This window comes from Xanthomonas sp. NCPPB 2864 (assembly GCF_056675615.1).
Genome location: NZ_JBWWVS010000012.1, coordinates 51,608 through 77,098, shown reverse-complemented (window position 1 = coordinate 77,098; position 25,491 = coordinate 51,608). Strand labels below are relative to the sequence as shown.

The following is a 25,491-nucleotide window of genomic DNA, read 5'->3' as shown; positions in this document are numbered from 1 at the left end:
CGGCTGCCTCAACGCTTGCCGCCCACTTCGATGAACTGCAGGAACTCGGCGCGGGTGCGCGCGTCCTCGCGGAAGCTGCCCAGCATCTTGGAGGTCACCATGCTGACGCCGCGCTTGTGGATGCCGCGGGTGGTCATGCACTCGTGCGAGCCTTCCACCACCACGCCGACGCCGCGCGGTTGCAGCACATCCTGGATGCACTGGGCAATCTGCGCGGTCATCTTTTCCTGCACCTGGAAGCGCCGCGCATAGCTTTCCACCACGCGCGCCAGCTTGCTGATGCCGACCACCTTGCCGCGCGGCAGGTAGCCCACGTGCACCTTGCCGATGATCGGCGCCATGTGGTGCTCGCAGTGGCTTTCATAGGAGATGTCGCGCAGCACGATCAGCTCGTCGTAGCCGGCCACTTCCTCGAAGGTGCGTTCCAGGTATTCGCGCGGTTCCTCGCGGTACCCGCTGAACCAGTCGCCATAGGCTTCGGCAACCCGGCGCGGGGTATCCAGCAGGCCTTCGCGGGCCGGGTCTTCGCCGGCCCAGCGCAGCAGGGTGCGCACGGCATCTTCGGCCTGGGCCTGGGTGACGGGGGAATCGGGCTGGTCGGACTGGCTCATGCGCAGGGTGCACCCAAAGGGGGCGAGCATGGTACCCGAGGACGGGCCGGCGGCCCCAGTGGCGGTTGCGCCGGCTTGCCCGGGTTCAGTGACTATTGATTCATTGTTGAATTGATAGCATCCTATCTATTATGACGAACAGCGTTCTCTCTCCCCGCGCCCAGCTCAGCTCCGGCCTGCTGGTCGCCGCCCGCCAGTGGCAGCGGCTGGCCGACCAGGCATTTGCCGAATTCGGGCTGTCCAGCGCCTGCACCGGGCCGTTGTTGATGATCGGCCGCTCCGGCGGCGGCATCCGCCAGGTGGCGCTGGCCCAGCAACTGGGCATGGAAGGCCCCTCCCTGGTGCGGCTGCTGGACAAGTTGTGCGCGCAGGCGCTGGTGCGCCGCGAGGCCGACAGCAGCGACCGCCGCGCCAACCAGCTGTGGCTCACCGACGCAGGCCAGGCGCTGGTCGGGCGCATCGAGATCCGCCTGGATGCGCTGCGCGCGGAGGTGTTTGGCGCGCTCAGCGAGCCGCAGGTGCAGGTGGTGCTGACCTTGTGGGAGCAGATCGCGCAGGCGCACGCGCGGCTGAGTCAGTCCGACTGAGCCCGCTGTCGGGCGTCGCGCTGCGACGCCGGTTGTGACGTTCCGGATGGCCCGGTGCGCATTGCGAACGGCGCCGGACGTGGTTGTTCCCCCTTGCCCAGGATGTGCCCGATGTACGGCGAATTCAGTCTCTACGGTGTGTTCGTTCCCACCTTGCTGGCGTTGATGACGCTGGCCTACCTGCTCAACAGCGCCATCGGCGCGCTGCTGACCCGGGCCGGTGCGTACCGCCACATCTGGCACCCGGCGCTGTTCAACCTGGCGCTGTACATCGCGCTGCTGGGCGGCCTGTTTTCCCTTACCCGTTGGATGCAATCGTGAAAAAGCTGATCAAGAACGCGGGGCCGGCGCTGTTGACCCTGGCAATGGTGGTGGTGGCAGCCGTGGTGCTGCAGCACCTGTGGCGTTATTACATGGAAGCGCCGTGGACGCGCGATGCGCACGTGGGCGCCGATGTGGTGCAGGTGGCGCCGGATGTGTCCGGGCTGGTGGAGGACGTGGCGGTGGCCGACAACCAGGCGGTGCGGCGCGGGCAGTTGCTGTTCGTGGTGGACCGCGCACGCTATGCGATCGCGCTGGAGCAGGCGCGCGCCGCGCTGGCCGAGCGCCAGGCCACCTTGAGCCAGTTGCGCCGCGAGATCGCGCGCGACCGCAGCCTGCAGGACCTGGTGGCCGCCGAAGATGCCGAGGTACGCCGCTCCAATGTGCAGAAGGCGCAGGCGGCGGTGGCCACCGCGCAATCGGCGGTGGACCTGGCCCAGCTCAACCTGGACCGCACGCAGGTGCGCAGCCCGGCCGACGGCCATGTCAGCGACCGCACCGTACGCGTGGGCGATTACGTCAGCGCCGGGCGCCCGGTGGTGGCGGTGCTGGATACCGGCTCGTTCCGCGTCGATGGCTATTTCGAAGAGACCCGCCTGCAGGGCGTGCATGCCGGCCAGCGCGTGGACGTGCACCTGATGGGCGAGCCGGCCACCTTGCACGGGCATGTGCAGAGCATCGCCGCCGGTATCGAGGACCGTTACCGCAGCGGCAGCGCCGGCGCCTTGCCCAACGTCACGCCGGCGTTCGACTGGGTGCGGCTGGCGCAGCGCATCCCGGTGCGCATCGTGCTGGATCGGGTGCCGGCGCATGTGCAGCTGATCGCCGGGCGCACCGCCACCGTGACCATCCTGCCGGACGCCGTGCGCGACGCCGCCAGCGCGCCTGCCCGCGTGCAGGCCAAGGCCGCGCCATGAACCGCACCGGATTGCGTCCCCTGGGACTGGCCACGCTGCTGGCCGCATTGAGCGCCTGCACCACGGTCGGCCCGAACTACGCGGTGCCGGCGGAGTCGGCCTACCAGCGGCCGGCCGCCAATGCCGCGTTTGGCGACACCGGCAACGACCAGGTGCAGGCCGGCGCGCCGCTGCCGGCACGCTGGTGGGCGTTGTACCAGGACCCGATGCTGGATGGCCTGATCGAACAGGCCTTGCGCGACAACGTCGAGCTGAAGGTGGCCGGTGCCAACCTGCGCCGCGCCGCCGCGGTCTACGAACAGGCGCTGGACGCGGGCGGTTTCGATTACGAGGTGGAGGCCGGCGTCAGCCGCGCGCAGGTCTCGGCCGAGGCCTTCCTGCAGCAGGAAAAGCTGCCGGTGTTCAACCTGGCCGACGGCAAGTTCGGGGTGTCGTATCAGTTCGATCTGTTCGGCAAGCTGCAACGCGGTGCCGAGGCCGCGCAGGCCGACACGCAGGTCGCCCAGGCCGCGATCGACCTGGCGCGCGTCAACGTGGCCGCGCAGGTGGCCGGCAGTTACGTGGAGATCTGCCACGCCAACCACGAGCTGCACGTGGCCGAGCATTCGCTGCAGTTGCAGCAGCGCAGCCGCGACATCACCCAGCGCCTGATCGCTGCCGGCCGAGGCACCCCGCCCGATCTGGCCCGCGCCACCGCGCAGGTGGCGATGCTGGAAGCGGCGCTGCCGCCGCTGCGCGCGCGCCGCCAGGCCGCCGGTTACCAACTGGCCGCGCTGCTCGGCAAGACCCCCGGCGAGGTGCCGGCCGGCGTGGATAGCTGTGCGCACGCACCGGCCCTGCAGCGCCCGATTCCGATCGGCGACGGCCGCGCGCTGCTGGCGCGTCGCCCGGATGTGCGCCAGGCCGAACGCCGGCTGGCGGCAGCCACCGCGCGCATCGGCGTGGCCACCGCCGAGCTGTATCCGGATATCCGTCTGGGCGGCTCGATCGGTGCCACCGGCCTGCTGGCCGACTTCGGTGAGCCGGCCACGCATGCCTGGTCGTTCGGCCCGCTGATCTCGTGGACGCTGCCATCCGGCGGTGCGCGTGCGCGCGTGCGCGCCACCGAGGCCGGCGCGGACGCGGCGCTGGCGCAGTTCGACAACACCGTGCTGCAGGCGCTGCGCGAGGTGCAGACCGCCTTGTCGCGTTACGCGCAGGATCTGGACCGCCTGCATCTGCTGGAACAGGCGCAGCAACAGGCCGACCTGGCGTCGGCGCAGAACCGGCGCTTGTACCAGGGCGGGCGCACGCCGTATCTGTCCAGCCTGGATGCCGAGCGCACGCTGGCCACCGCCGACATGACGCTGGCCAATGCGCAGGCGCAGGTCTCGCAGGATCAACTGCAGCTGTTCCTGGCGCTGGGCGGCGGCTGGGAAGCGGCCGCCGGCCGCACCGACCCGACTGCCGCGCGATGAGTGCGCTGCTGCGCGATCGCCAGGCCTGGCTGTTTTCGGCCAAGACCTTCGCCGCCTCGATCGCGGCGTTGTACGTGGGGCTGGCCGGCAATCTGTCGCGGCCGTACTGGGCGATGGCCACGGTCTATATCGTCTCCCAGCCGCTGCTCGGCCCCACCCGCGCCAAGGGCGTGTACCGCGTGCTCGGCACCTTGCTGGCCGGCGCGGCCACCCTGGTGATGCTGCCGAACCTGGTGGAGACGCCGCTGCTGCTCAGTGCGGCGATGGCGTTGTGGCTGTCGGCCTGCCTGTTCCTGGCGCTGCTCAATCGCGGCCCGCGCGGTTATGCGTTTTTGCTGGCCGGCTACACCACCGCCTTCATCGGCTTCCCGGCGGTGACCGCGCCGGAGGGCATCTTCGACACCGTGGTGGCGCGCAGCGAGGAGATCATCCTGGGCACGGTGATGGCGGTGCTGTTCGCCGCGCTGGTCTTCCCCGCCTCGGTCAAGCCGATGCTCACCGCGCGCATCGGCAACTGGATGCAGGACGCCGCGCAATGGTGCCGGCAGGTGCTGCAGCGTGGCCCGTCGCAGGCACCGCGCAATCGGCTGGCCGCCGATCTGGTGCAGTTCGAGGCCTTGATCGCCTTCGTGCGCCACGACGACCCACGCCATGCCGGTGCGGTCCCCACGCTGGAACAGCTGCGCGCACGCATGCTGATGCTGCTGCCGGTGCTGTCGTCGATGGCCGATCGGCTGGATGCGTTGCAGCGCGATGGGTCTGCGTTGCCGCTCGCCACCGCCGCGCTGCTGGAGGACGTCGCAGCCTGGGTGGACCAGGGCGAGGACGCACCCAGCGATGCAGACGTCGGCGCCTTGCGCGCACGCATCGCCGCACTGCGCCCGGTGGTGGACCAGGACATCGAGCATCTGCTGCTGGCTAGCCTGCTGCTGCGGCTGGAAGAGCTGCTCGACCTGTGGCAGGACTGCCGCGCGCTGCAGCAGGCGATGGTGCACGGCACGGCGACGCCGGTGCTGCGCGCGATGCCGGCGGCGGTGAGACAAGCTGCAACGGCCGAATCATCCGAACGGGCTGACGCGGCACACAGCGAACCTGCTATGCGTTCGCGCATGCACCCCTCGTTGCTGCAGCGCCTGACTTGGTCACCGCGCAACACAACCGATGCGCCGGCAGCGGCCAGCACCCCCCGCCATATCGATTTCGGCATGGCCGCGTTTTCCGCACTCAGCGCGGGCTTTGCGTTGATGGCGTACTGCGTGCTGTGGATCGGCATCGGCTGGGAAGGCGGCGGCAACGGCGCGATGATGGCGGCGGTGACGGCCGCATTCTTCGCCGCGCAGGACGACCCGGCGCCGAGCATGCTGTCGTTCCTGACCTGGGCGGTGGTGGCCAGCGTGGTCGCCGGCATCTATCTGTTCGGCATCTTCCCGGCCATCCACGATTTCCCGATGCTGGTGTTGGTGCTGGCGGCGGTGTTCCTGCCGATCGGCGCGTTGCTGCATCGCCCCAAGACCATGCTGATCGCGCTGCCGCTGGTGGTGAACCTCACCGCGCTGCTGAGCCTGCAGAACACCTACAACGCCAATATCCAGAGCTTCGTCAACGCGGCGGTGGCGATGGTGCTGGGGATTGGATTTGCCGTGGTGCTGACGCGGTTGTTCCGCTCGGTGGGCGCCGAATGGAGCGCACGCCGGCTGGTGCGCCAGGGCTGGCGCACGCTGGCCGATGCCGCCGAGGGCCGCGGCGCGCAGGACCGGCAGCACTTTGCCGCCCGCATGCTGGACCTGCTTGGCCTGCTCGCGCCCCGGCTGGCATTGACCCCGGAAGGCAGCGAGCTGGCCTCGGTGGATATGCTCAACGAAGTGCGCGTGGGCTTGAACATCCTGCAACTGCGCAGCGCGCGGCATGGTTTGCCGCAGCCGAGCGTTGAGGCGGTGAACGCGATCCTGGCCGATGTTGCCGCGCACTACCGGCAACAGATCGCGCACAAGCGCCCGCTGCCTGCGCCGGATGCGCTGCGTGCGCGGCTGGATGCGTCGCTGGCGCGCGTCGGCAAGGTGCCGGCGGGTGCGCATCGCGATGAAGCGCTGCTGGGGTTGATCGGCTTGCGTTACAGCGTGTTTGCGCAGACGGCGCCGTATACCCAGGCAAACGCCGGTGCTGAGTCGTCCTTAGCCCATCTCCCTGCGGGGCGATAAGGCACTGCCTGCGCGCCACTGGCGCGCGTGCCCTGGAGCGCCCGCGCTGCTGGCGGGGGTTGGGGTGAGGGGTCGTGTACCAATCCACGACCGCAGGATCGATGCTTCACCTTGGCACCGCGTGGCGACGCGCTCACCACGGTCGGCGTGCCAGTCACCGGAGGCGCCCCGCATCCGCCCCTTCGGCGCCCTTCTCCCGACGGGAGAAGGGCAAAGCAGATCAGCGCTTGCGCTGATGCATCGCCGCTTCGTCGTCCAGCCAGTTGCTGCCCTTGTTGGTCAGGAAGAACATGTAGACCACCAACGATACCGCGATCACAGCCGTGGCGTAGATCACGAACTCGCTGACGTGGCCGGTCTTCAACGAGGCCTGGTACAGCAGCGGCGCGGTGCCGCCAAAGGCGGAGTTCGCCAACGCATAGCCCAGGCCCACGCCCAGCGCGCGCACATGGGTGGGGAACAGTTCCGCCTTCACCACCGCATTGATCGAGGTGTAACCGGTCAGGATCACAAAGCCCACGGTGAGGATCGCGAACGCGGTCAGCCAATCGGTCTGCTTGGGCAGCTCCATCACCAGGAACCAGGTGTAGAGCACCCCGCCGATGCCGAAGAACACCAGCAGGCTCTTGCGCCCGACGATGTCCGACAACCAGCCGCCAACCGGCTGCATCAGCATCAGCACCGTCAGCGCGACCAGGTTGATGATGGTACCGGCCATCACGTCGCCACCGGCGAACGCGGTCTGGATCATCTTCGGCCCGGTGACCGAATAGGTGTAGAACGCGATCGTGCCGCCGGCGGTGATCAGGAAGCACAGCAGCAGCGGGCGCCACTGGTTGACGAACAGCTCGCGCATCGAGCCCGACGCCTTGGCCTTGCCGGTGCGCGAATCGGCGATGGATTCGGAGCTCAGCGACTCGTCCATGGTCTGGCGCAGCCAGAACACCACCAACGCACCGATGCCGCCCAGGCCGAACGCCACGCGCCAGCCCCACTCGGACACCTGCGGCGCATCGAAGAAATGCAGCATCACCAGCAAGGTGGTCTGCGCCAGCACGTGCCCGCCGACCAGCGTGACGTAATGGAACGAGGACAGGAACCCGCGCCGGCCGGGAATCGCCGCCTCGGACATGTAGGTAGCGCTGGTGCCGTACTCGCCACCGGTGGCAAAGCCCTGCAGCAGGCGCGCCAGCAGCAGGATGATCGGCGCAGCGATGCCGATCGTGGCCACCGTCGGCGTCACCGCGATGACGAACGAGCACAGCGCCATCATCGACACCGAGATGGTCAACGCCAGGCGGCGGCCGTAGCGGTCGGCGAAGCGGCCGAAGTACCACGCACCGATCGGGCGCATCAAAAAGGTCATCGCAAAGATCGCCCACACGAACATCGTGGCGTTCTTGTCTTCCTTGGAGAAGAACTGCGATTCGAAGTAGGTGGCAAACACCGAGTAGACGTAGACGTCGTACCACTCGACCAGATTGCCGGCCGATCCCTTGAGCGTGTTGGACACCGAACGGCGAAGGCTACCGGGGGCTGCGCCAGAACCGGCGGCGATCGGAGACGTTGGGGGTGCGCTCATGCAGTCAGAACCTTGTGGGTGGGACACCCCGGAAGTATAGGTGCGTGCTTGTGTGACGCATGTAAGCATTTCGGCGCATATACAGGCCCGGCAACGGCCGGCAGCGGCGCGCGCTTCAGCCCGCTTCCGATGGTCGTCAGTGTGGTGCTTGCGGCCGCTGGCAACAGCGCAACTGCTGGTTTCCGCCAGTGACGCCCGGCACTCGCTACGGCAGCACCTGCCTGAGCGTCTCGATGAATGCACGCAGCCCGGGGGCAATCTGTCGATGCCCCGGGTCATACAGCACCAGTCCTGGCACTGCCGGGCACCACGGCTCGCGCACGCGCGTTGGCCACCTGGATGCGTCAAAATTGCCGGCATCACTGGCCGCAAGGACGCTTCGGGCGCCGCCGTATGAGCAAGCACCACACCGACATCAGCAAGTTCCTCAGTTTCGTGCTGCGCCACGAACCGCAGGCGATCGGACTCACGCTCGACCCGGAGGGCTGGGCCGAGCTGGACGCGTTGATTGCCGGCGCCCGGGCCCACGGCACCGCGCTCGATCTGGAGCTGATCCAGGCGGTAGTCGCCGGCAGCGACAAGAAACGCTTTGCGCTGTCTGCCGATGGGCAACGGATCCGCGCAGTGCAGGGGCATTCCACCCCAACCGTGGCCTTGCAGCTCGAGGCCAGGGTGCCGCCCGAGGTGCTGTATCACGGCACCGCCACGCGCTTTCTCGAAGCGATCATGGCCGAGGGCTTGCGCCCCGGCCAGCGCCACCATGTGCATCTGTCCGACAACCCGCAGACCGCCGCATCGGTGGGGCAGCGCTACGGCGAGCCGGTGGTGTTGCAGGTCGACGCCGGGCGCATGCATCGCGACGGCCTGCCGTTCTTCCAGGCCGACAACGGCGTCTGGCTCACCGCGCAGGTTCCGGCAGCATTCCTGACCCGCCCGCGCTGAGCTGAGGCACGCCGCAGGCCTGCCACCGGTATCGATGCGCGGTGCCGGCCAGCACCTGGGCCTGCACGGGTACGCACAGACGCCGGACGCCCCCCCTTCACGGCCCCCATGCCGCCCGCCTTGCCAGAATGCCGGCCGCTTGGGGCTGTCGATGGCAGGGGAACCGGAGTTGGATGCATGACATGGATCATCGTGGCCACGGTCGTCACCACGCTGGTGGTGGGGCTGCTGCTGCTCAACTTCGCCACGCCCGAGAAAAAGCTCGAGCACATCCCCAGCCATTGCTACGACGTCGCCGACCCGCAGTTCAAACGCGAGATGTCGGTGTTGCTGGGTCCGGCGATCCTGCCCGGCAACAAGATCCAGGTGCTGCACAACGGCAGCGAGATCTTCCCGGCGATGCTGGCCGCCATCCGCAGCGCGCAACGCACCATCACCTTCGAAACCTATATCTACTGGTCGGGCGAGATCGGCCGCGAGTTCAGCCAGGCGCTGTCCGAGCGTGCGCGTGCCGGGGTCAAGGTGCGCGTCACCATCGACTGGGGCGGCAGCCTGAAGATGGATGCCTCGCTGGTGCAGGACATGACCGACGCCGGGGTGGAGGTGCATCGCTACCGCCCGCTGACCTGGTACAACCTGCACCGCGTCAATAACCGCACCCATCGCAAGCTGCTGGTGATCGATGGCCGCATCGGCTTCACTGGCGGCGTTGGCGTGGCCGACCAGTGGATGGGCGATGCGCAGGACCCGGAGCACTGGCGCGACTCGCATTACCGCATCGAAGGCCCGGTGGTGGCGCAGGTGCAAGCCGCCTTCAACGACAACTGGATCAAGAGCACCGGCCGCGTGCTCAACGGCGCCGAGTACTACCCCGAGCTGGCACCGGCCGGCGACAGCGACGCGCAGCTGTTCGTGGCCTCGCCCGCCGGCGGCAGCGAGAGCATGCACCTGATGTATCTCATCGCCATCGCCGCGGCGCGCAGCTCCATCGACCTGGCCGCCGCCTACTTCGTGCCGGATGCGCTGATCACCCGCTCGCTGCTGGAAGCGCGTACGCGCGGCGTGCGCATCCGCGTGCTGCTGCCGGGCAAGCATATCGATGCGGTCTCGGTGCGGCTGGCCTCCAAGGCCAGCTGGGAACCGCTGCTGCAGGCCGGCATCGCCATCCACGAATTCCTGCCCACCATGCTGCACACCAAGCTGCTGATCATCGACGGCCTGCTGGTCTCGGTGGGCTCGACCAACTTCGACATCCGCTCGTTCCGCCTCAACGACGAGGCCAGCCTGAATGTCTACGACCGTGATCTGGCCGCGCAGATGACCGAGGTGTTCGAGCGCGACCTGCAACGGGCCGAGCTGTACACGCTGGAGCGCTGGCGCACGCGGCCGCTGCGGCAGAAGCTGGGCGAGAAGCTGGTGGTCCCGTTCCGCTCGCAGGTGTAGGCAACGGCCTTCCCCCACCTGGCAGTGAGCGCACCCGCGCTCAGCGCTGCACACTCGAGCAGGCGCTCACGCCTGCAGCCGCAGCTGGCGCAGCCGCCACCACAACCCGCCAACGTGCACCAGCGAGTACAGCACCAGCGCTGCGGCAATGCCCAGCGTCAACGGGCTGGCCTGCGAGCCGGCCGCCGCCGCGCCCGCGCTGAAGGCGCCATCGGCCCAGCGCCAGGCCAGGCGCCCGAGCAGCACCAGCGTCAGGCCGCCGCCGATCCACGGATTGGGCGTATACCAACCGCGCCCCTCCACCCATTCGGCATGCGTGTAGCGCAGCGACAGCGCGCCCAGCCCGATGCCGACCAGCGTTCCGGCGGCGATCCCCAGCCGAACCTGCGGCAAGCCATACACCGCAAACGCCAACGCTGCCGCCGCAATGACCAGCACCACGCTACGCACCGCCGTGCTCACCGGCTTCCACGGCTGGCGGCCGAAGCTGCGCCGGATGCGCCGGTAGTAGAGCAAGGCGATGGCCGCCATCGACAGATACGGCGTCAGCGGTGCGATGGCAGCAGCGGGCATGGCGATTCCTTTGCGGGGTGAGGTGACCGACGCAGAATGAAACCGGCCCCCGCAGCGAACAAGGTGCCAAGTGTCACTTTCTGCGCACACAGGCGGGTGGCCCGGGTGGCCGCCGCCGCGCGCGGCAATCGCGACAGGCAACCGACCTTCGCGCAGGACCGGTCTGCCTGCCACCGCCGGTGAACGCCCCAGCCGCGCGCCAGCCATTGCCACACGCGAAGCGGAGCCGCACGGGTAGACTTGCCGGCAGAGTTCCCCCACCGCAGTGCCATGTCCGCCATCAAGCAAGAAGCCCGCACGCTGATCGACACGCTGCCCGAGACGGCAGGATGGGACGACGTGGTTCGCGTCGTGGACGCCGCCAGCTTCGAGGCGGCCGTGCTGGACGGCATGGCCGCAGCGGATCAGGGCGCCTTTGCCGCGCCGGCACAGATGAGCGCACTGTTCGCCAGATGGGGCGTTGATGTTGCGGCGTGACTGGACCGTCCCGGCCGCCAGGCAACTCGCACACGCCCAGGATCACTACCACGCGCTCAACCCGACCGCCGCCGCCGCGATGGCGCGGCAGGTGCTGGAAGCCACCCGCACCCTGGCCGAGCAACCCGGCCGCGGCCGCGCCGGCCGCGTCGCCGGCACCCGCGAATGGGTGGTCAAGCAAACGCCCTATGTGCTGGTCTACCGCGTGCGCGACGACGCGCTGCAGCTGTTGCACGTCCGCCTGGAGACGCAGGACTGGCTGCCGCGCACCGAGCCACTGATCGAACGCATCGAGCCCTGGATCGCCGCGCTGATCAGCGCCCTGCTGCATGTGCTGATGCTGCTGATCCTGCTGTCGGCCTCCACACCCACCATGACACCGCCGCAGGGCTCGGCCAGCGGCGGCCGCACCAAGGTGGATTTTGTCGGCGACACCTCCACGCCCGAGCAACCCACGCCCTCGCCGACACCGACTCCGCCGTCGCAAACGCCAGCACCCGTGCAACCGCCGCCGGCCGCTTCGCCGGTGCAGTCCACCCTGGTCAAGACCGCCAAGAACCCGATCCCGCCGGCAGGCAACACCCGCCGCGGCGGCCTGGTCGAGCAGCGCCAGACGCAACCGGTGCAGCGCCCCACCCCGCCGCAACCGCCGGCAGAACCCTCGTCGCCGCCGCAGCGCCGCCCCGAAACCTGGACCGGCCGCCCACCCGGCATGCTCGAAGAACAAGCCGATGCCGCCGAAGACGGCATGTCCAACACACCCACCATCAGCGAAGGCCGCCGCCGCGACCGCAACAACGCCCAACCCAGCATGGATGTGGGCGGCTACCAGGTCTATTACGAAGTGCGCAGCGAAACCCAGCTGCGCAACTGGCGCGACCAGGGCATGAAGGAAGTGGCCATCATCCTGCCCGGCACCCAGTACCGCATGGTCTGCCCGCTGGAAGTCGCGCTCAAGCGCGGCTCCAGCAAATGCCGCCTGCTGCCGCCGGACTCGCCGGAGCTCAAAGACATCGGCGATGCCCGCGAGGTCATCAACATGATGGAGGTCTACAAGCAAGGCGAGCCGGTATGGCGCGGGCCCGGGCCGTATCGGTGAGTGGTGAGGCCAGGTTGGCCCCGGGTTTCACTTCTTGCTGGTGCGGGGATGACTGCTTCGATACCGGGTGACGTTGTTTGAGTGCCTGCACTTTCCTGAAGTGCAAGCAACCTGATTCCTGCGCGAGGGCGACATGCCTTCTTTCACCGTCCGCAATATCCCCGACGACGTGCATCGCGCGATCCGCGCGAGGGCTGCACTGCACGGCCGCAGCACCGAGGCGAACGAGCCGAAGCTGCCTTCGGCGCGTTCGTCGATTACCCGGCGGTTGCAGACATCAGCGCCCCTGGTCTTTGCCCAACTTGGTACCCAGGGCTCCCTTGAACGGCGCCGGATTGCTGGTCACCAGGCAGTTGTAGGTCTTGTCGCTGTTGAGAACCAGCACGGACGACTGCGGCCCCTTGAAGTCCAGCCCGACCGAGAACAGCACATAGGTGTTGGGCAGCGCGCTCGGCTGAAACGCACCGAAGGCATACTCCCCGGACAAGCCCAACGGTGACAGCGGTATCGTCACCGTCATCGGCTGCGTGCCCCCCGGGGATGGCAGCGACGAGGACGCAGACATCATCTTGGACTGCACGTCGATGGAGTACTTGGTGGTGACCGCCGAGCCCAGGTACTTGGAACCCGGTGCGGAAACCTGCTTGCGACAGGCCGCGATGTCTTCGGGCTTCTGATCCTGCTGGCCCGTCTGCAGCGTGGCAAAGACATAGCTCAGCGTGACCGTATCCGCCCCGGTCACCGGTGCGGCAACGGCAGCGTCCATGCACAACGCGGCCACGACGAGTGAGAGGCCACAGGCCGCAAGCGCACCGCGATAGCTGGTTTTACGTTTCATTTCGATCGTTCCCTGGTGTGTGATGCAAGGTGTCGGCAGCGACTGCCGCTTGCGCCTTGAATGGACATTCGCAACGGCACCTGTGCATAACGCCAAGCGGCAGATGATCGATTGCGTACGATGACGACATGCGTGTGTGTGGCAGCACCACACCTACGCCACCCAGCTGGCCACGCCGCTGGTGGGTTCATCGTTGAAGACCAAGGCCTCGCAAACCCGGCAAATCGTCTCAACAACGTCGTTGCGTGATGCAGTTTGGAATTCGGAAGCGAATACGGCGCTGTCCACGGCTCACGTCAAGCATCAGTCGAGGCAAAGCGGCTATTTGAAGCGCTTAGGACTTGTAACTTCCAGTAACGCCAGTAGAAGTGTAGTCGCCTACTTGAAGAGGCGTGGATTGCAGGAATATCTCAATGCATACATTTGGATGTGGCAAAAAATGGATCGCCTGGGCAGCCCTGACGATCCAACTCAGCTATTCATCAACCATGGGAAGCTTGTAGTACGCTGGTATCGTCTGCACGGAGGGAGTGTTGATGTACCAGCCTGCCTGGGAAGGCTCAGGACCGCGCGGACATTCTATTCAAGTGATTGGTTGTATCAGGAGATCGCCATGCCACGCATCGTGCTAAACGGGTGGGCCGCAACGCTTGCACTTACCGGGCTTGCGGTGCTCCCGCTTTCATCCTGCGCCAATGCAGATACTGCACGTACCGCTTCGACACAGGAAGACACCATGAAATCAGGAGCCAGCCCAATGCTTGAAGAGATTTATGCATCAAAAAAGCCCGTTCGATTCGAACAGGTCGACGTTAGTAGCATCGTTTCCAAGTACGTTCCTCTGGGAACAACAAAGTTGGTGGTGCTGGAGACGTTCAGCAAATCTCCAACGTCAAAAATTGTTGAAGACACCCCAGGCAAGGTGGTCGTCAGGGACAATAAGGGGCAGGCAATGCTTGATCCAGATGCACGTTCCGTTGTGATGACTTTTTCTTTGGATGCCGACGGCAAGGTGACACACGTCGACGCCGTCCATATCAAGAATCAGTAAGCCAACGGAGACCATCATGGACGAGAAGATTGAAGTTGGATATCGCAACATCGGGTCTGCGCTGGGCAAGGAGTACCATCACAAATTCCTTCTCTACACAGATAAAGAGGGCAACCAGCACACCATCAGCGGCTGGACCGGCGATGAGCAACCTGGATTGCCGTATGGCCGGATGCACGTTGAGACTAATCTGCCCTACAACCGGGCCAACCCCGATCATCGCGATAATCCGAATGCGGTTGGACAAAAGCAATATCGCGAAGAGATCACACACGGTGCGGACTTGTCGGGAACCTGGGCACGCATGGTCGCCAATGCCAAGAGCAAGGATGACAAGTATCCCTACGATCCCCAGTTGCAAAACTCCAACACGCTGGCCGATAGCGTTCTGCGGGATGTACGCCTTCCGGAACCAAAGAACGATGGCGTTTTCGGCCACTGGGCGCCTGCATCGGGACGACAGCTCGACGAATCGATCCAGCCCTCGGTGCCAGGATTAGGTAACTCAGGACGTACCTCCAGCGCAGGCGGAGCACCCCTCGATCCGCATCAGGAAGCGCGGCTACGCGATGACCCATTGTTCAAGCAAGCCTTGGCGGGGCTCGATAAGCTCGGCCCGGATTCAGGCGTCTACACCAATCAGCAAGACAAGGAACGCATTGCCGGTGCCCTGGCGGTTCAGGCCAAACTCAATCGCCCGCCGCTGCCCGAGATCCAGGACGTTATTCCGAATCACACAAACGGCAATATTTTCGCTACGTACAAGAATCCAGGAAATGACATGGATGTATTACGCACGCACGTAGATAAAGCCGAAGCCGTCAAGCAGCCCTTGGCCGAGAACCTGCAGAAGCTCGAAGTTGCCAATCAACAGACCATGCAAGCGTCTACGCAGGAGGCATCACGCGCAGTGGACCAACCAAGTCATGGTGCGCTTGGAATGCGGTGAACAGAAATTGGGAATGCAGTCGTATCGCCTTGCTCCCGCAGCTCGCCGCCGCGACGCTCTCCGAGCCACAGTTCCAGGCTGCGTGGCGCATCGGCGCTGATCATTTAGATCGCTCATCTACCGGGTCCGGCAGGTCTGGCCGGACTTGGATGCCCAATTGCCTCAACAGCTCGGACATCCGGCCTAGTTGCACAGCGACCTGGCCGCCTGCCGCAAGCCTTCCGCATTGCGGACTGGGCGGATATAGGCGTCGATGTCGGATGCTCGGTCGATTGGGATGCGCATGGCAGTGATCGAATCTAAAGCGGGCTTTAGATTATTCCGGCATTCAACAGGTATAAGCGAAGTCTGAAGCCGACATTAGATTAGCTATCGATTAGGCAGTTACTGGGATGAAACTGACGCTGACTTTCGTTTTGGTTACTTGGGGCTGGCCCAGCTTCACGCTACCGCTCGCGATACCGTGCGGAGTCGGTGTCGCGTCCGGTTGATGATGGGAGCGCTGGAGCGGGCAGATCGGATACGGTGACCAGACCTCGCGTTGGTGGCGCACGGCCGGCCGGGAACTGGCTACAGTCTGCACAGGGCCGTGTGCGCCCAATCCATCCACCTGCGTTCCCAAGGATCTGCATGTCTCTGCATCGTCTTGCCCCCCGCCTGGGTCTGGCCGTTGGCCTGTTGTGCGCCTGCTGCGCGCACGCCGCCGCACCGGCAGCGGCCCATCGCCTGCTGCGCGTCACGCTGGACGGGGCGAGCGACCAGCCCGTGTCCGGGCGCCTGCTGGTCTTCGCCACCCTGGCCAAGGACGCCCAGGCCGCGGCCAAGGATGGCAAGGACGGCAAAGCCGGCAAGGTGGAGGAGGTGAGCGTGAACCCGTTCCGCCCAACCGCGGTGGCGGTGGCGGCGCAGGAGGTGACCGCGCTTGCCCCCGGTGCCAGCGTCGAGATCGACCTGGACAACATCGCTTTCCCCAGCGGCTTTTCCGCGCTGCCGGCCGGCGAGTACCTGTTCCAGGCCGTGCTGGATCCGGACCACAGTTACAGTTATGCCGGCCGCGATGGCGGCGACCTGTTGAGCGAGGTCACCGCGGTGACGCAGGGCAAGGGCAAGCCGTTGCCCACGCTGAAACTCAGCAAGCAGGTGCCCGTGTCGGACGACCCGTGGCAGGTGTCGCCGCGGGCGCCGCAGGCAATCCGCGACGCCATCCCGGAGGCCAGGCTGCATAGCGCGGACGCCTCGCTGGTCAGCCCGTCGCTGAGTGCGTTCTGGGGCCGGCCGGTGTCGCTGCGCGCCCGCGTGCTCACCCCGCCCGGCTACGACGCCAAGGCCGCCACCCGCTATCCCACCGTGTATGTCACCCACGGCTTCGGCGGCAACTACAACCGCTTTGCCGGCAGCATCGCCGCCACCTGGAGCGCGATGGCCGCCAAGCAGATGCCGCCGATGATCTGGGTGTTCCTGGACCAGTCCACGCCCACCGGCACCCATGAGTTCGCCGATTCGGTCAACAACGGCCCCTGGGGCACCGCGCTGACCGAAGAGCTGATCCCCGCGCTCGAACGGCAGTACAAGATGGACGGCAACGCCAAGGGCCGGTTCCTCAACGGGCATTCGTCCGGCGGCTGGGCCACGCTGTGGCTGCAGACGCGCTACCCCAAGCTGTTCGGCGGCACCTGGTCCACCTCGCCCGATTCGAGCGACTTCCACGACTTCACCGGGCCGGATCTGTACGCGCCCAATGCCAACGTCTACCGGCGCCCGGACGGCAGCCAGTTCCCGTTGATCCGCGACCAGGGCAAGGTGGTGGCCGACCTGGAAACCTTCGCCAAGCTCGAACGCGTGTTAGGCCAGTATGGCGGGCAGATGACCTCGTTCGATTGGGTGTTCTCGCCGCGCGGGCCCGACGGCCGCCCGGTGCCGATGTTCGACCGCGACACCGGCAAGGTGGACCCGGCCGTGGTGGCCTACTGGCGCACGCACTACGACATCGCCGCGCGCGTGGCCGCGCAGTGGCCCACGCTCAAGCCGGATCTGGACGGCAAGATCCACCTGATCGTCGGCACCGCCGACACGTTCTACCTGGATGGGGCGGCGCGCAAGTTCCAGGCGGTGCTGGACGGCCTGGGCGCAAAAAGCGACTTCCGCTACCTGGAAGGCCGCACCCATTTCGACCTGTACAAGGAAGGCGAGGACAGCAACGCTTTGATGAAGAAGATTGCCTGGGAGATGTACGCCGTGGCGCGGCCCAAGCAGTAAGCGCGCTGGCGCTGCCGATCGGGGTGCCGGCCACCGGCACGCCAGGGCGAGGCGTCACCGGCCCCGCGCTGCTCAGGCCGAGCGCTTGGGCAATTCCCACTCCAGCTGCTGCCTGAGCACCAGCAGCAGCACCTTCAGGCTGCCGCTGCGGACCAGGGCGGCCGGCGTCTGCCCGTCCAGCGCGTTCATGGGCTTGCGGAACCAGCCGATCAGCGCCTCGTTGTTGCCGCCATTCAAGGCCCAGGCGTGGCAGACGATCTCGCCCAGGTTCTCGATGCCGGTGCTGCCCAGCAGCTTGAGGTGCTCCGGCGTGAAGGCGAACAGCGACAGCACCAGCTCGGCGTCGGCGGCCTTGCCGTGGTCGACCGCCATCTGCTGGCTGTGCGCAGTGTTGTAGGCCGCCCCATGCGCGCGGAAGTCTTCGGCACGCCGCATGCCGGTGAGCAGTGATGCAATGAGGTCGGCGCGTTCCATAAAGCAGTCCAACGGTGTGATAGCGCGCACGCTATCCGCGTCGCCGCCACTGCTCAATCAGGAGTCTCCTGACAGCGGCGCTGGGCGTCAGCGGCCGTTGCATTACGCGCCGGCCGGCCCGTGCGGGGTTGGCGGGCCGGCGGTGGCTTCGGTGGCCGAGTCCCGCTTGCGCGCCCGCCTGGAAGCGGCGCCAACCATTGGCAGCGCTTAACGCGGGGCTTGCTAGCATCCGGGCGCGTCACTGGCAGCAGCCCGCACCCGCAGGGCTGCCGTATTGGAGTGTCATCTCATGAGGAGTTGTCAGATGCCCTGGAAATCCGCCCTCGCCGTGCTTGCCCTGTCCACCGCCGCGCTGCCGGCGCTGGCCCAGTCCGACCGCCAGGTGGTCGAGGACATGCTCACCCGCTCGGCCAATGTCTGCCCCGGCCACAGCACCGACCGCACCGCGCCCACCGTCAAGGCCGTGCCCGTGGGCGCACTACGGGTGATGCTGGAACGCGGCCTGGTCATGTGCCCCGACCGCCGCCTGGATGCCGCTGCACCGGCGGTGTTCTACGGCCGCCTGGGCGTGTTCGCCTGGAACCCGGAAGTGCCCGCCGGCAAGACGGTGATCGTCAAGCAGATCGACACCATGACCCGCAACGAGGAATACCCCGCCGAGACGCTGGTGTGGGACGCAAAGGGCACCGCGCTCAAGCAGCAGACCGTGCCGATGTTCGAGCCCAAGCCGGGTGCGGCGGTGTTGTACAAGGTGCGTTGAGGCTGACGCGATTGCACGCGGCGCCCGGTCAAACCCTGGCGCCGCGCTGCCCGCTCGCTTCGGCCGCATCGTCCGGGCCATCGCCACCGAGCCGCTGCTCGTAAATCTCATCGACTACACCGCGCACCGCGCGGGCGGCACTGAAGATGCTTTCGCCCAGAACCGACAGACTGGTGGCATCCAGCGGCCTGCCGCTGCACACCGCCACCATGTCGCTCTGCGCAGTGATCGTGCGCAGCAGCGTATGGAACTGGTCGATCTGCTGCAGGGTGACGCCGAAGGAGAAGGGCTCTGCGTGAGTTTGTATTTTGGCCGCTGGCCGCACGCGCTGCCGAGTATTGGTCGTAAGGGCTCTCGAAGTGCTCATGCCGTCTGTCCTCGACGTGAGCGGACGGGATGTCCGCAAGGCCACCGTAACGCGCTTTTTCGGATATCTGAAAACCAGATATTTCGCCTGATTTTTTAGCGCAGCGCAGGTTTGCGTCTCAAGCCGATTTTGTCGGTTCGATCGTCGCGGTGAAGCGCCGAGGCTCACCAGTAATTGGGTCATCGAATGCCAACGTGTGCGCGAACAACTGCAGTGGCCGCTCCGGATCATCGGGCCGCTGATCTTCCAGCTCTGGATAGAAGCGGTCATGCAGGATCGGCGCGCCCAGCGCGGCCATATGCACGCGCAACTGGTGCTTGCGCCCGGTGACCGGCTCCAATCGATACGTCCACGTGTCTGCGCCGCGCGCGACCACATCGATCACCGTCTCACTGTTCGGCTCGCCCATGCCATCGCGCATGCGGAAGAACGGCTCGCCCGGCTCCAGCCGGCTGCGATGGACATACGGAAACCTCAGCCCCGGCAGCGGTGGCGCGACTGCCAGGTAGTGTTTGCGGATACGTCGCTCGCGGAACAGCGCCTGGTAGATCCCGCGTGTGGCCGGGTTGGCAGAGAACAACACCAATCCGGCAGTGTCACGATCGATGCGGTGCAGTGGCACCAACGCGGGATTATCGAAATGCCGCACCAGCCGCGTGAGCAACGTCTCGCGCACATACACGCCTGCGGGCACCACCGGCAGAAAGTGCGGCTTGCACGCCACCACCACGTGCGCGTCGGCATGCACCACGGCTTCAGCCGCCGCGATGACGGGCTCATCTGCCACTTCGCGGAAGTAATAGATCTCCGCACCCAATCGATACGGCGCCGACACATCCAGCACCTGCGCATTCGCGTCCAGCACACGCCCACGCGCGAAGCGGTCACGCCACGTGGCCGCATCCACACTCGGGAAACATGCGCATAGCGCCTCCAATACCGTGGCCCAGCTTCCCATTGGTAGCTGGAACTGGCTGGCGGCCATGCCACCGAGGATCGGGCGTGTTGAAACCATGGCGACAGCGATGCGCGCTCAAACAGATGGGGTTGGATCGTACCGCGCGCGCGCTTGACTGTTGCACAATCTGCGCAGCGACATGCGCACCTCATCGGCGAAGAATGACTTTCGGGCGATACGCGCGCAGCCCCATTAGGTAATGCTGCGGCTCTTTGCCGAGAGATGGAACTCGATGCGTCGTCCTACGATCTACGCGGCCGTTGCCTGCCTTGCTGCATTCCTTGCACCGGTTGCCGCCGCGGCGCAGACGCCACCGCCATCATTCACCGCATGTGCCGACGCTGCGGCACACACACCATTGGTCGGTAGCGAATGCCTGATCACCGACGTGCCGCTGCGTCATGAAGCCGCGGATGCTGGCACGATCGAGCTATTCGTTCGCCGTTTTCCTACGCCGGACCAGAGCAAGCGACGCGGCGAAGTCTGGCTGATTGCGGGCGGGCCGGGCGAAGCCGGCGCATCGCTGTACCCGATGATCAGCACTTACCGGCGCGCCTTTCCCGGCTATGACCTGATCATTCCGGACCATCGCGGCACTGGGCGCTCGGCCCGCCTGTGCCCCGCGCAGGAAGCGCCGCAAAGCGCAGACGGCGTGGGCCTGGCCGGCGCCGAATGGGGCCCGTGCATCGGCGCGCTGTATGCAGATGCGCAAAGAACCAAGGCCTTCACCATCACCGAAGCGGCGCAAGATCTTGCACTGCTGATCCGCCAGCAACGACGCAAGGGCAAGGTGCTGCTATACGGCGTGTCCTATGGCACGCAGCTGGCACTACGCACCCTGCAAGTGGCGCCCGTGCCATTGGATGGGCTGGTGCTGGATGGCCTGGTGCCACCGGAAACTGCCGCGCAATGGGACTTGAGCCACCGCACCGCGGTGGTCGATGCGGTAGGCCGCGCGCTGTTGGACGACGCACACATCGCCACCTATCGCAGCGTGCTCGATCGCAGCGATAGCACCGCATGGCGCACGCAAATCCCCGGCAAAGACCTCAAGCGCTTTCTCGGCATGCTGCTCAACTTCCCCACGCTGCGCGACCGGATCCCCGCGATCATCGACGGCCTTGCCCGTGACGACGCCACGTTGCTCACTGCCACTATCACCGATCTGCAGACATCACTTGCAGCCATGGGCCAAGGCGGCGACAACCAGCCCGCATTGCCGCTGGTCATGCTGATTGCCGCGTCCGAAAACAATGCGCGGCCAACCCTCACCCGCGACACCGTCGCGGCCGAAGCCAAGGACGCCCTGTTCGTCAGCCCCATCCCCGGCCTGCTGGTGGACGCCGGCCTGCCCACCTACCCGCGCGACGCCTGGTTCGGCCGCAGCCCCGCCACCCTGCCACGCACGCTGGTCATTCACGGCACGCTAGATCCCAACACCCCGTACGCCGGCGCGCAGGCGCATGCCGCACTGCTGAAAACGGCAGGCCCGATGACCCTCAGCACCGTTGAGCGTGGCGCGCATCTGCTCGCGTTTGCAGCCCCTGCGTGTTTTGCGAGTGCGGTTGCTGAGTTTGTGGCGGACCGGAACGTTGCTGAGCGCTGTCGTGAGCCTGGGGAATGAGGATGGGCTATAGAACTGCCATCTTATTGCTCAGTATTTAAAGCGCTCCCCGTCTGCGGCCTACGAAGATGCGCTGATAGCGACACAAGCAAACTCAAGCATTGGCACAACGGCGAGCTCTACCGCAACGGAGCACTTAATGCAGCGCAGTTAATGGTAGATAGATAGCAACGCCGGTTGGTTTGCTGACAAACCTTGTTCCAGCGGTTATGTTCGAACCTGGAACGGGGGTTCTTGCATGGGACGCAGAAAGAGGCAGAGCGGGTTCGAAGCGTTGGCCGCATTGCCGTGGCCGGTTGGCTTCGTGATGGGAATCGCTGCATATCTGGTGGTGCGCTATGGCATTGCCTGGTGGTTCTCTCACCAGAGCGGAATGCTGTCGCAGGGCTTCGCCCAGCAATCGAGTGGAATGTTCGCGCCATTGGCGTGGACGCTGCTCGGCGTCTGCTGGCTTGCCGCGCTGTTCTCCTACCTGGGCACACGCAGCCGGCGACGCTTTTTGGAGACGCGCACAACACTGGAGAGCCTGGCCGCTGGCGGCTGGCGCCAGTTCGAACAATTGGTGGGCGAAGCATTTCGCCGCCAGGGCTACAGCGTCGAAGAAACCGGCCTGGGCGGCGCCGACGGCGGCATCGACCTGATCCTGCGCAAGGACGGCCGCCGCACGCTGGTGCAATGCAAACAGTGGAAGCGCCAGCAAGTTGGCGTCAGCGTCGTGCGGGAGATGTACGGCCTGCTCGCTCATCACCAAGCCCACGCAGTAAAGATCGCCTGTATCGGTACCTACACGAAAGATGCGGAGCGCTTTGCCGAAGGCAAGCCGATTGAGTTGATTGGCGGCGAGCAGTTGCTGGAAATGATAGGAGCAGTGCAACAACAAGCCACAGCGCAACCGACCGTCACATCCGCGCGGATTGAGCCTGTCTTTGCTTCACCTGACTCCACTGGCTCCGCGGCCGTTGCCATCCCAAGCTGCCCGCGCTGCAGCAGCGCGCTTGTGCAGAGAACAAATCGGCGCACCGGCGAGAACTTCTTGGGCTGCATCCAGTTCCCGAAGTGCAGGGGAACTTCGTAACTGAATCTGACCCCGTTTTTTCTGTGAGTGCGGAGAATTCCGGCATGAACCGGCGAAACTGGGCAAGTGTTTCCGCGAAGATCACCTCAAAGCTCAGCACCTCTATGAGGTCTGGAGCTTGAAGTTTCGACAAGTCGACCGCTGTGAATGATGTCATTAGATTTCTCGCGATGGGCTGAAGTGATCATGTTCCCAAATGCATCGTCGGCAGCCTCGATTAACGTGTGACGCCGCTCCGTACATGTCTTAGGCTATAGTTCAGAAAAAGGGGGAAGCATGGAAATCACAATTGAAAATGCTGCGGAGCTATTGGCGGAACTTGCGGAGAGCATGCCCGCTCATCCTGAGGTTGTGCCTGGCGCATATACTGTTAAACAAAAGGCTCTAAAAGCTATTTTCAAAAAGGGTCTATTGAGTCCCCTCGCAGTGCGTAAGGGATTTGTGGCATACTCAGCATCAGAGCCTTTCTACATTCGTGCAATAAGGTTTTATGGGCCTGATGTAGATAAGATAATAAAGAGCCTTGCCGTTAGAACAGTAAAGTCTTCAGGCGTGAAGAGTACGGCACGTAAATTGCTCAAGGTTTCTAATGGCGCGTACGCTTATACCGGAGTTGATGATCTCATTAGTTCATTTGAACTAGAGTCTGTTTCAAAGCGTGTTGGTGTTGAAATTTCAAGGATTGAAGTTACTGGCTATACGGTTGGCCAGCTTGAGGAGGGTGCTGAGACAACTCGTAAGCTTATACAGTTGAGATTCGATCTTGATAGCTTCAGGGAAGATTTTATTGAAGCAATCGAAGCAGCCAAGGCGGCTAACCTTGTAGCAGCTGAAATTAGAGATGAAATTGATCTTGAGGTCCAAGAGCTTACTGGTTCAAAAGAAAAGCTTGATGCGGATCTTATAAAATTAAAAAGCGATGTAGAAGTTGCAAAATCACTTTTCGATTCCGAAACCTCGCGACTTGATGGTGCTGTTAATAGCAAGAAACGGTTGGATGCTGAACTTTCCGTTCTTAATGAAAAGTTGGCGGGTGTGCGCGTAGAGTTGAATGATTTAATACAGCAGAAGCGTTTGATTTCCGATGAATACTCTGATTTTGTGCTGGAGGGGCGCGGTCAGGCTAAGATATATGGTGAGCTTTCGATCCTTCCACTTTTTGGCGCCCTTATTATATTGTGGTTTCTGCTGAGGGCGGGATGGGATTTTGCTGGGATAATTGTATCAACTCCTCAGGAAGCTTTTAGTCATCTGATTCAGCGTGCGCCTTACACTATGGCGACAATAATTGCATTTACACTTTTAATAAAAGTGGCGCATATGTTGCTCGATAAGGTTATCTCCATTCATGGCGAGAGGCTTGCGCTGGCAAAGCTTTTAGTAATTGCTAGGGATACCGTGCATACAAGTTCGCGGGGGCTGGATATTTCGGATGATGAAGTATTCCAAGAGCGCGTAAAACTAAAAATGGAACTTCTTCGTCAGCACCTGAAGTTGGCGGAGATTGATTCTGTTATTTCTGTTTCTGAAAATATGTCCAATAAGGGAGGGGGTTCTAGTTCGGCTGTAACTAATGACGAAAAGCAGTCTGCGCCAGCCCCTCTATTGTCCTAGCTGATTGCTTGGGAGAAAATTATTTGGTGACAAGCTTCCTTTCGGCCAGAGATATTCCTATTAAAGGCCGTTTAGCATATGTCGCGCTTGGGCCACCGGATCGAACTCGCTCCCGCAGGCCTTCTTGATGCGCGCGCGCAATACGCGATACGCGCCCTGAATAACGGGGTCAGGTTGTTTTTTTCTAACCTCATCAGCGCTCACATTCGAAGGCCTCGTCTAGGACATCTTGATCTCCCAGACATCCCCCCAACCGCCATCCTCGGCGCAGCCTCAACTGGAGAACACACGATAATGAAGTAGGTGGGCACCGCGCCGGCCGCGACACTGCTGGTGAGCGATTGCTCCAAGGTGGCGGGCGAGAAGTTCGTCGGCCACTGAGTCAAGCTGCCAGACCAAAGTTTCAGCTGCTCAGACCATTCGATGTTGGGGCGCACTCAGCTGCTGTTGTTGATCCTGCTGCTGGCTTTGCTGCTGGGCCTGTTGCTGCCGTTGCGTTTCGCTCAGCGTCTGCAGCTGCGCAAGAGATTGCTCCACGGGCTGTGCGATAGCGTCGCTGGTCTTCATGTACGCCATCTGATGCGCGGGGTTATCCAATGCACCCTGGACCACAAACACGTTCTCGCCGCGTCCGACGGACATGGTTTGATTGCTCAGCACGACATGGTCGATCTGGGTCAGTCCGTTCGCTTTGGCCAGGTGGGCGCTACTGGCCGCCAGCCGCGCGCTGTTGTCGTCATAGTCGCGGCCAAGGCTCTGCTCCAGACGGCGCACGGCCTCCTCGGCCTGACGATGTAGCGGATCTTGCGAGGGCACGGCGCCCTGGATATTTCGGTAGGTTGGCGCGGCATTGTGATCTTCCCGATTCAACTCGGGCGGGAAGGTACGCGGAGCAATCTGCTGCAATGTCGCTGGGTCGATGTCTCCCGTTTGGGAGAGACCATGGGCCTGCTGGTAGTTGATCACTGCTGCCTGCATCGACAGGCGGTAGACACCATCCTCCTGAAGTGGCTGACTGTCTGCGCCGCGATACCCTTCGGCGTTCAAGGTTTGCTGCACCTTGCGAACCATCTCGGACGATTCACCGATGCGGATTGTTCCGTCATCCACGAACGGCCTGGGTTCAATGCCACGATCCCGCCTTTCTGCATCGATCGACAGGCGACCGCTGACCAAATCGCCTACGTAGTTCTCGTAGTGTTGGTAGTAGCGAGTATCAACTTCCATGTGGACATGAATTGCCTGTGTTGCCTGTTTGCCCTGAACCCCCAACGCCTGCCCATACTCGACTCGATCGCCAGCCTGAACGTGGATCGGG

Annotated in this window: 24 protein-coding genes and 4 pseudogenes; 17 read left to right on the top strand and 11 right to left on the bottom strand. The window is 64.4% G+C overall.

From position 1 onward, the window contains the following. Positions 1 to 8: 8 nt before the first annotated feature. Positions 9 to 611, bottom strand: a complete 603-nt coding sequence (gene folE, locus AC1KVE_RS19150; RefSeq protein ID WP_016902173.1) for a GTP cyclohydrolase I FolE — start codon at positions 609 to 611, stop codon at positions 9 to 11. Positions 612 to 742: 131 nt separating this feature from the next. Between folE and AC1KVE_RS19145 the strand changes: the two genes are divergently transcribed. The 5 genes from AC1KVE_RS19145 to AC1KVE_RS19125 all read left to right on the top strand — a co-directional run bounded on the left by AC1KVE_RS19145 (position 743) and on the right by AC1KVE_RS19125 (position 6,091). Continuing rightward, positions 743 to 1,198 (top strand): MarR family winged helix-turn-helix transcriptional regulator, encoded by a 456-nt coding sequence (locus tag AC1KVE_RS19145; protein WP_184457514.1) that lies wholly within the window; start codon positions 743 to 745, stop codon positions 1,196 to 1,198. 102 nt (positions 1,199 to 1,300) lie between these two features. Further along, positions 1,301 to 1,519 carry a DUF1656 domain-containing protein gene (locus AC1KVE_RS19140; protein WP_024939640.1) on the top strand — a complete coding sequence of 73 codons (219 nt, stop codon included), beginning with the start codon at positions 1,301 to 1,303 and terminating at the stop codon, positions 1,517 to 1,519. Then, positions 1,516 to 2,436, top strand: coding sequence for an efflux RND transporter periplasmic adaptor subunit (locus AC1KVE_RS19135; protein ID WP_184457516.1), 921 nt, complete (start codon positions 1,516 to 1,518; stop codon positions 2,434 to 2,436). Before AC1KVE_RS19140 ends, AC1KVE_RS19135 begins: the two co-directional genes overlap by 4 nt. Further along, on the top strand, positions 2,433 to 3,893 hold the full coding sequence (locus tag AC1KVE_RS19130) for an efflux transporter outer membrane subunit (protein ID WP_126966931.1): 1,461 nt from the start codon (positions 2,433 to 2,435) through the stop codon (positions 3,891 to 3,893). The genes AC1KVE_RS19135 and AC1KVE_RS19130 overlap by 4 nt, the downstream gene beginning before the upstream one ends. Continuing rightward, the gene (locus AC1KVE_RS19125; RefSeq protein WP_481092468.1) at positions 3,890 to 6,091 is read left to right on the top strand and encodes an FUSC family protein; all 2,202 of its coding nucleotides are present in this window, start codon (positions 3,890 to 3,892) and stop codon (positions 6,089 to 6,091) included. The genes AC1KVE_RS19130 and AC1KVE_RS19125 overlap by 4 nt, the downstream gene beginning before the upstream one ends. Positions 6,092 to 6,311: 220 nt before the next feature. On the opposite strand, the gene AC1KVE_RS19120 is transcribed toward AC1KVE_RS19125, so the two are convergent. Continuing rightward, positions 6,312 to 7,673, bottom strand: a complete 1,362-nt coding sequence (locus tag AC1KVE_RS19120; RefSeq protein ID WP_024939637.1) for an MFS transporter — start codon at positions 7,671 to 7,673, stop codon at positions 6,312 to 6,314. A 205-nt stretch (positions 7,674 to 7,878) separates the two neighbouring features. Beyond that, positions 7,879 to 7,995, bottom strand: a pseudogene (locus AC1KVE_RS19115) (LysR family transcriptional regulator); the annotation flags it as partial. 71 nt (positions 7,996 to 8,066) lie between these two features. Here AC1KVE_RS19115 and AC1KVE_RS19110 point away from each other — a divergent pair. Both AC1KVE_RS19110 and AC1KVE_RS19105 read left to right on the top strand, forming a co-directional pair. Then, positions 8,067 to 8,615 (top strand): RNA 2'-phosphotransferase, encoded by a 549-nt coding sequence (locus tag AC1KVE_RS19110; protein ID WP_126967933.1) that lies wholly within the window; start codon positions 8,067 to 8,069, stop codon positions 8,613 to 8,615. Between the two features lie 177 nt (positions 8,616 to 8,792). Beyond that, on the top strand, positions 8,793 to 10,058 hold the full coding sequence (locus AC1KVE_RS19105; protein ID WP_481092469.1) for a phospholipase D-like domain-containing protein: 1,266 nt from the start codon (positions 8,793 to 8,795) through the stop codon (positions 10,056 to 10,058). Positions 10,059 to 10,124: 66 nt separating this feature from the next. Here AC1KVE_RS19105 and AC1KVE_RS19100 read toward each other — a convergent pair whose 3' ends face one another. Further along, positions 10,125 to 10,631: a CcdC protein domain-containing protein gene (locus AC1KVE_RS19100; protein ID WP_481092470.1), complete on the bottom strand. Its 507-nt coding sequence runs from the start codon at positions 10,629 to 10,631 to the stop codon at positions 10,125 to 10,127. A 270-nt stretch (positions 10,632 to 10,901) separates the two neighbouring features. Here AC1KVE_RS19100 and AC1KVE_RS19095 point away from each other — a divergent pair, with 270 nt between their 5' ends. From AC1KVE_RS19095 to AC1KVE_RS19085, 3 genes and pseudogenes are all read left to right on the top strand, one after another. Next, positions 10,902 to 11,108, top strand: coding sequence for a hypothetical protein (locus tag AC1KVE_RS19095; protein WP_481092471.1), 207 nt, complete (start codon positions 10,902 to 10,904; stop codon positions 11,106 to 11,108). Next, positions 11,095 to 12,207 carry a type II toxin-antitoxin system RelE/ParE family toxin gene (locus AC1KVE_RS19090; protein WP_104594068.1) on the top strand — a complete coding sequence of 371 codons (1,113 nt, stop codon included), beginning with the start codon at positions 11,095 to 11,097 and terminating at the stop codon, positions 12,205 to 12,207. The genes AC1KVE_RS19095 and AC1KVE_RS19090 overlap by 14 nt, the downstream gene beginning before the upstream one ends. A 133-nt stretch (positions 12,208 to 12,340) precedes the next feature. After that, positions 12,341 to 12,391, top strand: a pseudogene (locus AC1KVE_RS19085) (FitA-like ribbon-helix-helix domain-containing protein); the annotation flags it as partial. Positions 12,392 to 12,484: 93 nt separating this feature from the next. Here AC1KVE_RS19085 and AC1KVE_RS19080 read toward each other — a convergent pair. Next, complete coding sequence (locus tag AC1KVE_RS19080) at positions 12,485 to 13,045, bottom strand: hypothetical protein (RefSeq protein ID WP_104553817.1); 561 nt, start codon at positions 13,043 to 13,045, stop codon at positions 12,485 to 12,487. A gap of 136 nt (positions 13,046 to 13,181) precedes the next feature. Here AC1KVE_RS19080 and AC1KVE_RS19075 point away from each other — a divergent pair, with 136 nt between their 5' ends. The 3 genes from AC1KVE_RS19075 (at position 13,182) to AC1KVE_RS19065 (ending at position 17,301) form a co-directional block, all read left to right on the top strand. Then, complete coding sequence (locus AC1KVE_RS19075; RefSeq protein WP_456362975.1) at positions 13,182 to 14,096, top strand: DUF6393 family protein; 915 nt, start codon at positions 13,182 to 13,184, stop codon at positions 14,094 to 14,096. Positions 14,097 to 14,112: 16 nt separating this feature from the next. Continuing rightward, positions 14,113 to 15,045, top strand: a complete 933-nt coding sequence (locus AC1KVE_RS19070; RefSeq protein WP_024939630.1) for an XVIPCD domain-containing protein — start codon at positions 14,113 to 14,115, stop codon at positions 15,043 to 15,045. Positions 15,046 to 15,675: 630 nt separating this feature from the next. Continuing rightward, positions 15,676 to 17,301 (top strand): alpha/beta hydrolase, encoded by a 1,626-nt coding sequence (locus AC1KVE_RS19065; protein WP_481092472.1) that lies wholly within the window; start codon positions 15,676 to 15,678, stop codon positions 17,299 to 17,301. 72 nt (positions 17,302 to 17,373) lie between these two features. Here the strand turns inward: AC1KVE_RS19065 and AC1KVE_RS19060 are convergent, their stop codons facing one another. Beyond that, positions 17,374 to 17,775, bottom strand: a complete 402-nt coding sequence (locus AC1KVE_RS19060) for an antitoxin Xre/MbcA/ParS toxin-binding domain-containing protein (RefSeq protein WP_065033331.1) — start codon at positions 17,773 to 17,775, stop codon at positions 17,374 to 17,376. Positions 17,776 to 18,079: 304 nt separating this feature from the next. On the opposite strand from AC1KVE_RS19060, the gene AC1KVE_RS19055 reads away from it, so the two are divergent. Next, positions 18,080 to 18,535, top strand: a complete 456-nt coding sequence (locus tag AC1KVE_RS19055) for a hypothetical protein (RefSeq protein WP_024939627.1) — start codon at positions 18,080 to 18,082, stop codon at positions 18,533 to 18,535. A gap of 28 nt (positions 18,536 to 18,563) precedes the next feature. Here the strand turns inward: AC1KVE_RS19055 and AC1KVE_RS19050 are convergent, their stop codons facing one another. Together AC1KVE_RS19050 and AC1KVE_RS19045 are read right to left on the bottom strand one after the other, a co-directional pair. Next, entirely contained in the window at positions 18,564 to 18,902 is a 339-nt protein-coding gene (locus AC1KVE_RS19050) for a hypothetical protein (RefSeq protein WP_481092518.1), read from the bottom strand. A 118-nt stretch (positions 18,903 to 19,020) separates the two neighbouring features. After that, positions 19,021 to 19,917, bottom strand: coding sequence for a pseudouridine synthase (locus tag AC1KVE_RS19045; RefSeq protein ID WP_481092473.1), 897 nt, complete (start codon positions 19,915 to 19,917; stop codon positions 19,021 to 19,023). Positions 19,918 to 20,092: 175 nt separating this feature from the next. Here AC1KVE_RS19045 and AC1KVE_RS19040 point away from each other — a divergent pair, with 175 nt between their 5' ends. Beyond that, the gene (locus AC1KVE_RS19040) at positions 20,093 to 21,484 is read left to right on the top strand and encodes an alpha/beta fold hydrolase (protein WP_481092474.1); all 1,392 of its coding nucleotides are present in this window, start codon (positions 20,093 to 20,095) and stop codon (positions 21,482 to 21,484) included. 238 nt (positions 21,485 to 21,722) lie between these two features. Next, complete coding sequence (locus AC1KVE_RS19035; RefSeq protein WP_481092475.1) at positions 21,723 to 22,559, top strand: restriction endonuclease; 837 nt, start codon at positions 21,723 to 21,725, stop codon at positions 22,557 to 22,559. 19 nt (positions 22,560 to 22,578) lie between these two features. On the opposite strand, the pseudogene AC1KVE_RS19030 reads toward AC1KVE_RS19035, so the two are convergent. Beyond that, positions 22,579 to 22,716 (bottom strand): annotated as a pseudogene (locus AC1KVE_RS19030) (baseplate assembly protein); the annotation flags it as partial. 119 nt (positions 22,717 to 22,835) lie between these two features. Between AC1KVE_RS19030 and AC1KVE_RS19025 the strand changes: the two are divergent. Beyond that, on the top strand, positions 22,836 to 24,173 hold the full coding sequence (locus AC1KVE_RS19025) for a hypothetical protein (protein WP_481092476.1): 1,338 nt from the start codon (positions 22,836 to 22,838) through the stop codon (positions 24,171 to 24,173). Between the two features lie 19 nt (positions 24,174 to 24,192). Here AC1KVE_RS19025 and AC1KVE_RS19020 read toward each other — a convergent pair. Then, a pseudogene (locus tag AC1KVE_RS19020) lies at positions 24,193 to 24,318 on the bottom strand (phage virion morphogenesis family protein); the annotation flags it as partial. Positions 24,319 to 24,584: 266 nt separating this feature from the next. Continuing rightward, positions 24,585 to 25,400 (bottom strand): XVIPCD domain-containing protein, encoded by an 816-nt coding sequence (locus AC1KVE_RS19015; protein ID WP_481092519.1) that lies wholly within the window; start codon positions 25,398 to 25,400, stop codon positions 24,585 to 24,587. Positions 25,401 to 25,491: the final 91 nt, after the last annotated feature.

Bases quoted from the DNA above. Each gene is read 5' to 3' on its own strand.
- folE (WP_016902173.1), bottom strand. From the start codon at position 611: ATGAGCCAGTCCGACCAGCCCGATTCCCCCGTCACCCAGGCCCAGGCC.
- AC1KVE_RS19145 (WP_184457514.1), top strand. From the start codon at position 743: ATGACGAACAGCGTTCTCTCTCCCCGCGCCCAGCTCAGCTCCGGCCTG.
- AC1KVE_RS19140 (WP_024939640.1), top strand. From the start codon at position 1,301: ATGTGCCCGATGTACGGCGAATTCAGTCTCTACGGTGTGTTCGTTCCC.
- AC1KVE_RS19130 (WP_126966931.1), top strand. From the start codon at position 2,433: ATGAACCGCACCGGATTGCGTCCCCTGGGACTGGCCACGCTGCTGGCC.
- AC1KVE_RS19125 (WP_481092468.1), top strand. From the start codon at position 3,890: ATGAGTGCGCTGCTGCGCGATCGCCAGGCCTGGCTGTTTTCGGCCAAG.
- AC1KVE_RS19120 (WP_024939637.1), bottom strand. From the start codon at position 7,673: ATGAGCGCACCCCCAACGTCTCCGATCGCCGCCGGTTCTGGCGCAGCC.
- AC1KVE_RS19110 (WP_126967933.1), top strand. From the start codon at position 8,067: ATGAGCAAGCACCACACCGACATCAGCAAGTTCCTCAGTTTCGTGCTG.
- AC1KVE_RS19105 (WP_481092469.1), top strand. From the start codon at position 8,793: ATGACATGGATCATCGTGGCCACGGTCGTCACCACGCTGGTGGTGGGG.
- AC1KVE_RS19100 (WP_481092470.1), bottom strand. From the start codon at position 10,631: ATGCCCGCTGCTGCCATCGCACCGCTGACGCCGTATCTGTCGATGGCG.
- AC1KVE_RS19095 (WP_481092471.1), top strand. From the start codon at position 10,902: ATGTCCGCCATCAAGCAAGAAGCCCGCACGCTGATCGACACGCTGCCC.
- AC1KVE_RS19090 (WP_104594068.1), top strand. From the start codon at position 11,095: ATGTTGCGGCGTGACTGGACCGTCCCGGCCGCCAGGCAACTCGCACAC.
- AC1KVE_RS19080 (WP_104553817.1), bottom strand. From the start codon at position 13,045: ATGAAACGTAAAACCAGCTATCGCGGTGCGCTTGCGGCCTGTGGCCTC.
- AC1KVE_RS19070 (WP_024939630.1), top strand. From the start codon at position 14,113: ATGGACGAGAAGATTGAAGTTGGATATCGCAACATCGGGTCTGCGCTG.
- AC1KVE_RS19065 (WP_481092472.1), top strand. From the start codon at position 15,676: ATGTCTCTGCATCGTCTTGCCCCCCGCCTGGGTCTGGCCGTTGGCCTG.
- AC1KVE_RS19060 (WP_065033331.1), bottom strand. From the start codon at position 17,775: ATGGAACGCGCCGACCTCATTGCATCACTGCTCACCGGCATGCGGCGT.
- AC1KVE_RS19055 (WP_024939627.1), top strand. From the start codon at position 18,080: ATGCCCTGGAAATCCGCCCTCGCCGTGCTTGCCCTGTCCACCGCCGCG.
- AC1KVE_RS19050 (WP_481092518.1), bottom strand. From the start codon at position 18,902: ATGAGCACTTCGAGAGCCCTTACGACCAATACTCGGCAGCGCGTGCGG.
- AC1KVE_RS19045 (WP_481092473.1), bottom strand. From the start codon at position 19,917: ATGGTTTCAACACGCCCGATCCTCGGTGGCATGGCCGCCAGCCAGTTC.
- AC1KVE_RS19040 (WP_481092474.1), top strand. From the start codon at position 20,093: ATGCGTCGTCCTACGATCTACGCGGCCGTTGCCTGCCTTGCTGCATTC.
- AC1KVE_RS19035 (WP_481092475.1), top strand. From the start codon at position 21,723: ATGGGACGCAGAAAGAGGCAGAGCGGGTTCGAAGCGTTGGCCGCATTG.
- AC1KVE_RS19025 (WP_481092476.1), top strand. From the start codon at position 22,836: ATGGAAATCACAATTGAAAATGCTGCGGAGCTATTGGCGGAACTTGCG.
- AC1KVE_RS19015 (WP_481092519.1), bottom strand. From the start codon at position 25,400: ATGGAAGTTGATACTCGCTACTACCAACACTACGAGAACTACGTAGGC.